Origin of the sequence: Bacteroides caecimuris (assembly GCF_001688725.2) — a bacterium.
Lineage (GTDB): Bacteria > Bacteroidota > Bacteroidia > Bacteroidales > Bacteroidaceae > Bacteroides > Bacteroides caecimuris.
This window is the reverse complement of the sequence record NZ_CP015401.2, coordinates 846,010-858,004: the sequence shown is the minus strand read 5'-3', so window position 1 is coordinate 858,004 and position 11,995 is coordinate 846,010. Positions and strand designations below refer to the sequence as shown.

Below are 11,995 nucleotides of genomic sequence, written 5' to 3'. Positions count from 1 at the left end.
ATTTATGCGACTGGTATCACCAGTTTTATAAATCCATCTTTCTGCATTTGAGAAAGATAAGCCGATACACGCGACTCGTAGCCCTCTTCATTTTGAAAGTGGTCTGCGAGTTTTTCTATAATCTCACGAACATTGCGTTTTCCATCTATCAGTTCCCATACAGCCGTACCGTGTTCTTCCAATTGTACATGAAGTTCTTTCGACATTCCTTTCGGCACAAGGAAGCGTTGCATCCACGGATATTTAAAACGAGGAAAGGAGAGCACCATTGTCTCCCCTTCCCTTTTTGCTGTAATATGTTCACTGCGACAGGGAATGACCTCTAACAGGTTGATCTTCTCTTTAGCAGCCATCAGTTTTTCTTTATTACATATAACATCATTCTTTTATATTGGGTTCTTCCAGTCCGTAACCCTTCTTCTTGTCGACTATCTTAAGCACGAAACCAAGAATCAGTGCCGCCCCTCCAAGACATGCCAACATCACCAACGGTGCCGTATAGTCATATGCAGTAGCCGCCTCTTCGGGAGTAATCACACCATTCTTCAAATCGCTGACAAGTTGCGGATTCGTACGGTCGAGCACCTTACCGATAAGCAACGGGAAAAGCCACAACCCGATGTTCTGTATCCAGAATATCAATGCATACGCGCTACCGATAATCTTTGCATCCACCAATTTCGGCACACTCGGCCACAAAGAAGCCGGAACCAACGAGAAACTGGCTCCCAACACCAGGATAGTGAGGTAAGCAACGATGATTCCACCCACCGGATTGCCTTTGAAACCAGGCAACACGAATGCAAAAGTAAGATGACAGAGGATAAGCAGCACAGATCCCATGACCAGCATGGACGCCGCTTTTCCTTTGTGATCTACATAGTTACCCAAAATCGGCGTAATGCCAACAGCCAAAAGAGGGAATACGGCAAATACCGTCTCTGCACTCTGACGCATATACCCCATATAACAGAACACCACCAAAGCTACCACCGCCAACATCAACAGCCCCGATTTCAAATTCTTACTCTTCGAGAAGTTGCTGGCAAACGCAGCAGCAGCCACCACCAACATGATGCAATACTGAATAATAGTCACCGTATTGGTAGCCCAAAAAGAATCGGGCGACACTTCGGTAAACGTCAGATTACACTGCAACATATTAACGGCATACTTTTGGAACGGGAGAATGGCTGAATAGTAAAGCACGCACAATAACGCCACCAACCAAAAACCGCTACTTTTAAGAATCGTACCCAAATCACTAATCTTAAACGGATCGTCTTTCTCTTCCGCTTCACCGGTTTGTGCATCCAGTTTTTTGTCCATAAAGAAGTAAACAATGAACATGATTAGTGCTATCATCAACAATACAACTCCGAAAGCTACCGAACGGGATACATCAATGACACCACCTAACTTGGCAAACACCGGTGAGAAAATCATACATGTAGCCACTCCCAAGCGTGCCAGTGCCATCTCCGACCCCATAGCTAACGCCATCTCGCGACCTTTAAACCACTTCACAATACCGCGTGAAACGGTTATTCCTGCCATCTCAACTCCACAACCGAATATCATGAAGCCCACAGCAGACAGTTTTGCCGATGCAGGCATCCCCCTGTAGAAAGGAGAAATACCGAGTTCATCGAACACCGGAATATAATTGAGATTGTTATTAAACCAAGTCTCCAGATCGCTTCCGGCAAAGGCGGTAGTCACGGCATACCAGTTGATAACCGCTCCGACCAGCATCACCACACCCGATAAAACAGCCGTAAAACGCACGCCCATCTTGTCGAGAATGATTCCCGCAAAAATAAGGAAGAATACAAATACGTTCAAGAAAGTTTCCGAACCCTGCATCGTACCGAAGGCGGTAGAGTCCCAACCACGTGTGGATTGCATCAAATCTTTAATGGGAGAAAGTATGTCCATAAATATGTATGAACAGAACATGGCAAACGCCAGAAACAGCAATACGGTCCATCGCATCGCTGCCGAATCTCTTAATGTTGTTTTCACAGTTTTTTTTGTTTTATGTTAATAAAAAAGAGATGCAAGCAATACCCACATCTCTTTTGAACGGATTTAACCACAATATTTTTTTAGACTCGTAACAAAACTTAGTTAACAGAATCCTGCTGAACTGCGTTTGTTTGCGGTGCAGCCGTACCTGCGGGTAAGTTATACGGGTTAGTCTGTTGTTCTTTCTGTGCCTGTTCCAACACTGCGTCTTTAGCAACATCAGAACTAGGAATTACATAAGCAGTAGCAATGCTCATTACCACCATGAAGATAGCTAAACCCCATGTTGCTTTTTCCAGAAAATCTGTAGTCTTGCGCACACCCATGATGGCGTTAGATGAAGAGAAACCAGAAGCAAGCCCGCCTCCTTTTGAGTTCTGAATCAGCACGATGAAACACATCAACAAGGCTGCAATAACCATTAAGATAACGAATAATAAGTACATTTTTAGTTATTTTGAATTAGCGTTAATAATCAATTTCTCCAAAAATCTGATTTGGTCTGCAAAGTAAGCATTTTTTTTTGGATATTTCAAGCTTAATTTTTTAATTATTTCAAGAGCTTTTGAATATCGTTGCTGTTTAACATAGATTTTTGCCAAAGTTTCCGTAAAACAGCTGTCATCTTCCTCTTCTTCCTTCATTGTTTCTTCTTCGGTTGGCTCGTTCGAAGAGGTTGGCGAAGATGGCATTTCTTCTCTTAAAGGTTTCTTGCAGAAGGGAGAATCGCTCTCGCTCTTTTCTATAAAGTCGTCAATCAGTTCGTAGCCTTTGAGTTTGGGCGTTTCTTCGACCGGCTGTTCCGCAGCCGGAGTCTCCTCCAAAAGATAAGAGGTGTAATCCATCGAATAGTCGAAGCTGGTCCGGGCAGTCACTTCTTCGGGGGCTGTGGACAAGAAAGCGTCGATCAATGCTAATGTGCGGTCTACAGACGGTTCGTCTTTCAGCACCTCCGTGAGAGGTACTCCCTTTTTCCGTGCCTGCACATCATAGCGGTCACCTTCAATCAACCGGAACAACTGCCGTCTGTCTGCAATGTAAAGAACTGCTTTCCGCAGTTCTCCACCGAAACTAATATCATGGAGAATATACAGGTTCTTCAGATACAGCAGACGAAGTGATTGAAAATACGGATACCTCGCAAGAAGATTGCGCAGTTCGTACAGAGTATCCCTATTCAGCGTCTCGGGATGCTGAATCCATTGTTGAAAGTTAACAGAAGTCATTTATATTACCAGTTTGCTACAGTTGCATTAAAAATTTGGTCAGTGATCTCTTTAGACATTTCAGCAATCAATCCGTCCTGTACGGCAGTCAGCAACTGGCTAGAGTCGTAGGTACGGAACGCAGAAAACTGTTGTTCAAAGTCTTCGGCATGATTGGTGTTGTTGACAAAACGTACATTAACGGTGATAGTCAACTTCGTCTCCGAAGAGTAACCATCGGCAGATACTGCCTGGTTGTACTGATTGTAACCCGTGATTTCTCCGTCAATCTGCAAGTCGGCATTCTGATTCGGCTTGAGCAGTTGCAGACGGGTCTGCCGGATGAAAATATCTTTCAGGTCCTCATTGAACTTGGTTGCCAACGGAGCATACACATACTCCGACTTGATCGGGAAGTCGGCTATCGAAATGGTCTTTACCTTATCGTAATTGATAGACGATCCGTTAAACTTATAGGAAACAGTGCACGCAATGACTACCAACGGCAAGCCGAACAGTAACAAAGGGCGTATTATTTTCTTAATCCAATCCATATTCTTTTATTTTTCTATAAAGTGTACGCTCGGAAATATTCAAGTCCTTGGCAGCACTCTTCCGCTTTCCATGATGCCTCTCAAGTGCTTTGCGTATCATTTCTTTCTCCACTTCGTCCAGTGACAACGGAGATTCTTCTACATATTCTTCCGTGTCTTGTATGTCATCATCATCCTTGCAAACCGTAGGCTGCATGGTGTGAATGATAGCAGGTACCGAAGGTTGATGCGCCGTCACTACCGGAGTAGTAACCACCGTTCCCATTTGTCCTACCTGCCCTACCTGTCCGGCACGTTCCGCCATCAGGTTGTGCACCATCTTCTTCAGCTCCGCCACTTCCTGACGCATATCGAACAAAACAGAATAAAGAATCTCCCGTTCGCTCTCAAAGCCTTTACTTTCACGCGTTCCCATCAGCGCGGGAAGACGTTGCGTATTTTGTACAGGAAGATAATTCTGCAAGATAGCAGCAGAGATCTCCCTGTTGGTTTCAATGATAGATATTTGTTCGGTGATGTTCTTCAACTGACGAACGTTTCCGGGCCACGAGTAAGCCAATAACTCTTTCTTCGCATCCTCCGTCAACTGAATAGCAGGCATCCGGTATTTCTCCGCAAAGTCTGCGGAAAACTTACGGAACAACAGGAGTACATCGTCACCACGTTCACGCAAAGGTGGTATCTGGATAGGCACCGTATTCAACCGGTAATATAAATCTTCACGGAAACGTCCGTCTGCAATCGCTTGTGTCAGATTGACATTGGTAGCTGCCACTACACGCACATCCGTTTTTTGTACTTTGGACGAACCTACTTTCATAAACTCGCCACTCTCCAGTACACGAAGCAAACGTGCCTGGGTAGACATCGGCAACTCCCCTACTTCATCAAGAAAAATAGTACCACCATCGGCTTCGCCAAAGTACCCTTTCCGTTCGCCAATCGCACCGGTAAACGCACCTTTCTCATGTCCGAACAGTTCGGAATCAATCGTACCCTCCGGAATAGCGCCACAGTTGACAGCAATATACTGTCCGTGCTTCCTCCGGCTATATTGATGAATAATCTGCGGAAAACTTTCTTTTCCAACTCCACTTTCTCCGGTAATCAGCACAGACAAATCGGTAGGAGCTACCTGAATGGCAACATCTATAGCGCGCAACAATGCTTCAGTATTTCCAATAATACCGAAACGCTGTTTCACTTGTTGTATCTCTGCTTTCATCATCACTCGTTTTTAATCTTCGTCTACTGTATCCAGCTTCAGTTTATCACTATCGTCACGTTTCTCGTAATACTGTTTACGCAACGGATTGGCACGAGCCACTTTTTCACGCTGACGATTACGGAACACGTCGATGGCAACATAGATTGCCTGACGGAAAGAATCTTCACAAGCCACTCCCTTGCCTGCAATATCGTATGCCGTTCCATGAGCCGGAGAAGTACGTACCACCGGCAGTCCTGCCGTATAGTTCACCCCGTCTTCCATAGCCAAGGCCTTGAACGGAGCCAACCCCTGATCGTGATACATCGCCAGGATACCGTCAAAATGAGTATAATTGCCTGAACCCATAAAGCCGTCGGCAGCATAAGGACCGTAGCAAAGGATTCCTTTCTCTTCCATTTCTTTCATGGCAGGGATAATCACCTCCTGCTCTTCCATTCCCAACAAACCACCGTCTCCGGCATGAGGATTGAGAGAGAGCACCGCAATACGCGGAGCACCGATACCGAAATCCTGTTTCAGACAACGATGGAATATCATCAGTTTCTCCTGAATCAATTCTTTGGTAATCGTAGTCGCGATCTCTCTGACAGGGATATGTGTCGTCACCAAAGCCACCCGGAAGTCATTCTTCATCAAAATCATCAATGACTTACCACCATTGCCCAGACGTTCTTCGATATATTCCGTATGTCCGGGGAATGAAAACTCTTCCGACTGAATGGTATGTTTGTTGATCGGAGCTGTTACGATAACGTCTATCAACCCTTCGCGATATTCTTCGATGGCACGTTCCAAAGCCCCCAGCGCAGCTTTACCGGCTTCGGGGTCAAGTTTGGAAAATTCCACTTTCACCTCATCATCCGTGCAGTTCACCACGCTCAAACGGTTGCATACCGCTTCGGTAGCAGAGTTGATAATGCTGAAATTGGTCTGTATATCCAACGCTTTGCGATGATAAGCCGCTACTTTCGGTGAGCCGTAAATGATCGGAGTACATAGTTCCAACATCATAGGGTCAGAAAATGTCTTAAGAATCACCTCATAGCCCACCCCGTTAATATCTCCCTGGGTGATACCTATCCTTATCTTGTTATCTTCCATGTTTTTATTTATTAGTTTGTTCCGCTTCCTTAGATACTTCTCCTCCCAATGGAATCTGACTCTGCTGAATTTCATTCGGAAGTTTCAGTGTATACAGAGATGCTTCCATCTGGCGTACCAGGTTGCGTTTCATTTTATCAGGTGAATAAACAAATATTTCTGCTGTAATAATTCGTTGGTTTTTCTCGTCCAGACGAGTATGAGATACATACGGACCACCCATAAAGTCACCCTTCATACGCCACAGGCCACGTGCTTCCATTGTGTAGCTGTTCTTTACATTGATCGGACGGACATCGGTCAGCAAACTATCGGTCGACATATAAACGCCCTCCTTGAATCCGGGGATATTGGCTTTCATCACGGAGTCACGTTTGTGCACAAAATATTCTTTGGTAAACGTATCCTTGTCAGTATAGGGATAAGAGTACATCACAAAGTTACGGTCGGCACTACCCGTGTTGGTAGAAGCCCAGAAGAAATCATCCCTGGTCTTTGAACTGACCAGTTCGGCATCCACCCAAATGTCGCATCCGAACAAACTGTCCACTTTCTGCGAAACGAAATTACTGTGTTTCCCTTCAAGAAGCATAATCTGACGGTTCATTTCCGCACGGGTAAAGAAGTCGACAATCACCTTTTTGTTTTCTTCCACAAACTTCTCAAACTCTTCTTCGTTCGGAGCCTGGATAGTCAATATCATCTGCGGATTGGCATACACGTCCTTCGCATATTTGAACGAGGCTTTCGTATATATATCCTGTATATCTACAATAATAATGTTACGTATCAACTTCAGTGTAGAATCATAATCTTTCGGCGAAGTATACATAATCCGGAAAGAAGGTTCCGACTGCGGCAAACCGGGCATATCAGCATCGAGCGCATCATGTAAAGCCCTTCCGGCAGCACGATCCCAAACACCGTGATCTACTACAACCAAAAGCTCATAAGCACGACCACTAGAGGTGTGATTTCCTTTCAGACCACAAGATGCAACGACAAAGGCTACCAAAGCGATGCATAAAATAAAAGAGTACTTTTTCATGATGTTCGGTTTTATATATTAACTTTCATTATTTTTCTCTTGTTTCGCTGTCGACAGCATACCGCAAGCGGCAAAAATATCTTCGCCCCTGGATGAACGGATAGTGGTGAAAATTCCGTGTGATGTCAGATAATCACGAAAACGGGTCATCGTATCCATATCCGCCCCCTCGAGGTCTACCCCGGGAATGGCATGAAAACGAATCAGATTCACCCTGCAATCCAGCCCGCGAAGAAGTTTCAGCAACTCTTTGGCATAGACCTGCGAATCATTGAGCCCTTTAAAAACAATATATTCAAACGAAAGTCGACGTTGTTTACTAAAATCATAGTTTTTTAACAGTTCCACCATTTCGGTGATTGAAAACGCCTTTTCCGCCGGCATTAATTCAGCACGCTGAACGGTCAGCGGAGAGTGAAGGCTGATGGCAAGGTGGCAGTCATTTTCTTCGATAAAACGCTGCAATCCTTTCCGTAGCCCGACAGTAGAAAGCGTGATACGCTTCGGGCTCCATGCGTAACCGTAGGTAGCGGTCAGTAGTTCCAATGCTTTCAATACCTCATCCAGGTTATCGAGCGGCTCACCCATTCCCATCATTACGACATTGGTCAGTTTGTCCCGTTCCGGCAACGAATGAATCTGGTTCATAATCTGGCTGGCGGTCAGGTTAGCGGTATACCCCTGTTTGCCGGTCATACAGAACTTACAGTTCATCTTACAACCTACTTGTGACGACACGCACAACGTTGCCCGGTCATCATCCGGTATATAAACCGATTCTACAAAATGGTTCTCACCTACTTTATAAAGATACTTCACCGTACCATCTACAGAGCGCATTTCATCTACCGGGGCTTCCGCTCCTACCTCATAGTTCTGCTTGAGCAACTCCCGGTGTTTCAATGACAAATTAGTCATATCATCGATCGAAGTTACCTTCTTTTCGTAAAGCCAGGATGCAATCTGCTTGGCAGCAAAGCCGGGCATACCCAGTCTTTTTGTCAATGATTGAAGCTCTACAAGAGTCATTCCTAAAAGGGGATATTTAGACATTCTTCTTTCTGTTGATAGTTTATATCTGCAAATGTAAGGAAATAAAGTTGGTTTCACCACAGATTAACACAGATTTTCACAGATTAAGACGATTAATAGAGAAGTTTTTAAATGCGGAAGACGCGAATCATCCGGATTTATTCATCAAAAATCCGAGCGATTCGCGTCTATATGATGCACCACGTTATTATTACCTGCCACCTTCAAGATATTTCTGTGGCAATCCAGATAATCTGTGGTGAACTATTTCTTAGAAGAACAAGAAGCGTGTATCCTTTACGTTTGCTTTCAGATACAAATCGTTCATCAAACGGCTGGCAAAGCGTGCGTGCATGTTAGTCAGCGTAGCTTCTTCTGCTTTTGCGTCGAATGTTTCGTTCTGCTTGTCCTTACCGTATACCTGCAATACAAATACTCCGGCATTACCTTTGATAGGAGCGCTCAACTGGTTCACTTCAACTGCAGAAGCATAAGCACCTACCAGCGGTTCGCTGCTGCGCAATGCTGATACGTATGCAGGAGCTGCAAAAGTAACCATCTTCAAAGAGTCGCTGACTGCATTAGTCATCTCTTTGTATTGGTTGAATGAAGTTGCATTGGCAGCTTTCATGTCAGCCATAATCTTTTCAGCTTTCTTCTCTTTTACGATTTCAGCTCTCAACAAATCTTGTACTGCTTTCAACGGACGATATCCTTCCGGCTTAATGCCTACCAGACCTACTACCATCATGTGATCGCTTTCGCCACATTCGTACAAGCCGGAAACATCACCCGGTTTAGCTTTATCAAACGCCCATCTCAAGGCTTCTTTTGTACCTCTTACACCACCGATATTGTGTTCAGAGCTGCTCAAATCCATTCTGTCGAGCAATCTGTAACCGGCTTCTTCAGCGTTAGCTACCATCTTCTCTACAGTAGGATTAGCTGCGATAAACTGGCTGAAATCATTATAAGCACGGTTGTAAGTTTCTTTGCTGAACTCTACTTCACGCTTGATGACAGCTATTTTATATTTGTCTTTTACAGATTTCTTGTTTGTTACCTGAAGAATTATGTTTGCTTGTCCCATCGGCAAGTTCACCAGTTCGTTTACACCTGCATTGTTGATAGTAGAGATGAATTTCAGGTTATCACCGTCTATCTGCGCACCTTCATACTGTGCAGAAGTTAGCCAGTTTGCATCACCGGTCTGACCATATTTCTTTGCCAGATCAGCAAAGTTAGCACCACTCTTGATAGCGTTGTAGATACTGTCAGCCAATGTCTTTGTCTTCACAGCATCTTCTGCGTATACCTGAATCTGACGGAATTCAACAGAGTCGGCAGCAGCAGCTTTAGCTACAATTTTGAAAGAGTTGATTGTATTGTCGGTACCATTATAGTAAGGACCATAAATAGTACCTACAGAAGCAGAGTCCAAACGGGCAACTACATCTGACGGGAAAGCTGTTTTGTTATAGAACAAATCTACATAAGGAGCGTCCGAGCCAGTCGAGCGGATGAAAGAAGTATAATCTTCCGTTGTAGTAGCCAACTGTGCAGTTGCTTCGTCCACTTCTTTCTGGATAGCAGCTCTGTCTTCAGCACTTGCAGTCACTTGTACATCAATGTACTTGATGTCACGAGTTTCCTGATACTGCTTGAATTGTTCTTTCTTCTTGTTATACAAGTCTTTCAGTTCCGATTCTTTCACTACGATTGTAGAATCCACTACAGAAGAGTAAGGAATACCAGCCATCAACACGTTGTATTGGTTCACTCTTGCATCGAAAGCGTCCTGTGCTTCCACCGGATTGGAAAGAAGAGCTTTAGATACCAATGCCTGATACTTTTCTGCCAAACGGCTCTCGATCAGTGTTTTCTGAATGAAAGACCAGTATTTATACATGTTATTGTATTGTTCAGCATACTGTGCCGGCATTTGTGCTTCGCTCATCTTGGCATATTCCACGAGAAACTTGTTCAACATATCCTTGTCGAAGTTTCCTGTTTGCGGATTCTGGAAAGGAGTTTGTCTCAACAAAGGATGAACACCTGCTTTCAGGATGTCCTGGATTTCAGCAGCAGAAACAGTCAGTCCCAGTGCTTTTGCTTCTTTTTCGATCAGTTTATTGTTTACGTAGGAACGCCATACTTCATCGCGCACCTGATTGGTTTGTTCGTCATTCAAAGCGGTCACCCCACGCATGAGTTTCACCACTTCGGTATATTCTTCTACCAAATTCTGATACTCTTGAGCGGAAAGAGCGTCTCCGTTCACCTCACCTACGTCATGTGCCTGATGCGGCTGCATCACCTTCCATGCGTCACCCGCAATGAAAGCAAACAGCGCCAAGCCGATAACAATCACCAATAGAGGTCCTTTCGACCTAATGTTTTGTAACGTTGCCATTTTGATTAATACGATTTATGTTTATTATTATTTCTTTCTTTTGTCATTTTAGCGCACGAAGATACAAAAAATGCTAATATGCATCTATTTATTGGCTAAAAATTTCTTGATTATCGTCATTATTCCAAGACTTTTAATCGCACGAGTTCTATTTTTGTCGCTGTGACCTTAATTATCTTGAATTGATAACGTCCTACCCGGACCACTTCATGCAACTTCGGGAAGCTCTGATATTGGTTCAGGATCAACCCTCCTACTGTCAGATAATCATCCGACTCGGGCAAGTCGAGCCCGTACGTTTCATTGACTTTTTCTATTTCCAGGCGGGCGGACAATACATACTCGCGTTCGTCGATCTGCTTGCTGATATAGGAAGTATTATCGTGTTCGTCTTCTATATCTCCAAAGATTTCTTCAACGAGGTCTTCCAAGGATACGATGCCGGACGTACCGCCAAATTCATCCACCACAACGGCAATCGTTTTCTTTTGCTGCATGAAAAGTTTCATCAGTTTATGGGCAGACATGGTTTCGGGCACAATCGGCACTTGTTTCACATTCTCATGCCAGTTTTTCGGAGCACGGAACATTTCCGACGAATGGATATAACCGACTACGTTGTCGATATTCCCGTCATACACGATTATCTTGGAGATTCCGGATTCTATGAAGCGGCTTTTCAGCTCGTCCAGCGAGGTGGTCAGATCGACAGCCACCACTTCGGTACGCGGAACGATGCAGTCGCGGATTTTGATGTTCGAGAAGTCGAGGGCGTTCTGGAAGATTTTCACTTCCGTATCCAGTTCTTCTTCATTTTCGGCATTATCAATACTGCTTTGTACGAAGTAATCCAAGTCGACTTTTCCAAACGCTCTGTCGGACGCATCCTTGTTGACCTTCATTCCAAAAATACGGAGGAATAGGTAAGATAAACCGGAAGACAGTTTGGAAACAGGATAGAGAACGACATAACAAACAATAAGCGGAATAGCAAAAATATTCAAAACCAGATTGGGATTGATTTTGAAGATTGTTTTCGGTAAGAACTCTCCAGTCACCAGGATAATCAAGGTAGAAATAACGGTTTGAGCCAATACCATCAAGAAATGGTTGTCGATGAATCCTGCCAGTAGATTGTCGCCGATAATCTGTGCCATCAGGATACCATAGATTACCAATGCGATATTATTCCCCACTAGCATAGTAGAGATAAATTCATTGGGATTCTTAAAAAAGACAGAAAGGATACGGGACGTAATTCCCCCCTTACGTTCCATCTCAAAACGCAGTTTGTCTACCGACACAAAGGCGATCTCCATCCCTGAAAAGAAGGCGGAGAATATCATAGTGATAATTAGAGAGATATAAATATTCATAAGTTTT

Annotated in this window: 11 protein-coding genes; all 11 read right to left on the bottom strand. The window is 44.2% G+C overall.

Going from position 1 to position 11,995, the window contains the following annotated elements; all coding sequences use genetic code 11:
- Positions 1-2: 2 nt before the first annotated feature.
- Entirely contained in the window at positions 3-353 is a 351-nt protein-coding gene (locus A4V03_RS03235) for a PqqD family protein (RefSeq protein ID WP_065537949.1), read from the bottom strand.
- A 25-nt stretch (positions 354-378) separates the two neighbouring features.
- A complete protein-coding gene (locus A4V03_RS03230) occupies positions 379-1,995 on the bottom strand; it encodes an MFS transporter (protein ID WP_065537948.1) in 1,617 nt (538 codons plus the stop codon).
- 131 nt (positions 1,996-2,126) lie between these two features.
- Positions 2,127-2,474, bottom strand: coding sequence for a preprotein translocase subunit SecG (gene secG, locus A4V03_RS03225; protein WP_065537947.1), 348 nt, complete (start codon positions 2,472-2,474; stop codon positions 2,127-2,129).
- A gap of 6 nt (positions 2,475-2,480) precedes the next feature.
- A complete protein-coding gene (locus A4V03_RS03220; RefSeq protein ID WP_065537946.1) occupies positions 2,481-3,254 on the bottom strand; it encodes a hypothetical protein in 774 nt (257 codons plus the stop codon).
- 5 nt (positions 3,255-3,259) lie between these two features.
- Positions 3,260-3,787: an LPS assembly lipoprotein LptE gene (lptE, locus tag A4V03_RS03215; RefSeq protein WP_065537945.1), complete on the bottom strand. Its 528-nt coding sequence runs from the start codon at positions 3,785-3,787 to the stop codon at positions 3,260-3,262.
- Positions 3,774-5,015 (bottom strand): sigma-54 interaction domain-containing protein, encoded by a 1,242-nt coding sequence (locus tag A4V03_RS03210; protein ID WP_065537944.1) that lies wholly within the window; start codon positions 5,013-5,015, stop codon positions 3,774-3,776. Before A4V03_RS03210 ends, lptE begins: the two co-directional genes overlap by 14 nt.
- 9 nt (positions 5,016-5,024) lie before the next feature.
- Positions 5,025-6,119: a 4-hydroxythreonine-4-phosphate dehydrogenase PdxA gene (gene pdxA, locus A4V03_RS03205; protein ID WP_065537943.1), complete on the bottom strand. Its 1,095-nt coding sequence runs from the start codon at positions 6,117-6,119 to the stop codon at positions 5,025-5,027.
- A 4-nt stretch (positions 6,120-6,123) separates the two neighbouring features.
- On the bottom strand, positions 6,124-7,167 hold the full coding sequence (locus tag A4V03_RS03200) for a DUF4837 family protein (protein WP_065537942.1): 1,044 nt from the start codon (positions 7,165-7,167) through the stop codon (positions 6,124-6,126).
- An 18-nt stretch (positions 7,168-7,185) separates the two neighbouring features.
- Entirely contained in the window at positions 7,186-8,220 is a 1,035-nt protein-coding gene (gene rlmN, locus A4V03_RS03195) for a 23S rRNA (adenine(2503)-C(2))-methyltransferase RlmN (RefSeq protein ID WP_065537941.1), read from the bottom strand.
- Positions 8,221-8,470: 250 nt separating this feature from the next.
- Positions 8,471-10,612, bottom strand: coding sequence for a peptidylprolyl isomerase (locus A4V03_RS03190; RefSeq protein WP_065537940.1), 2,142 nt, complete (start codon positions 10,610-10,612; stop codon positions 8,471-8,473).
- Between the two features lie 119 nt (positions 10,613-10,731).
- Complete coding sequence (locus tag A4V03_RS03185; protein ID WP_065537939.1) at positions 10,732-11,988, bottom strand: hemolysin family protein; 1,257 nt, start codon at positions 11,986-11,988, stop codon at positions 10,732-10,734.
- Between the last annotated feature and the right edge of the window lie 7 nt (positions 11,989-11,995).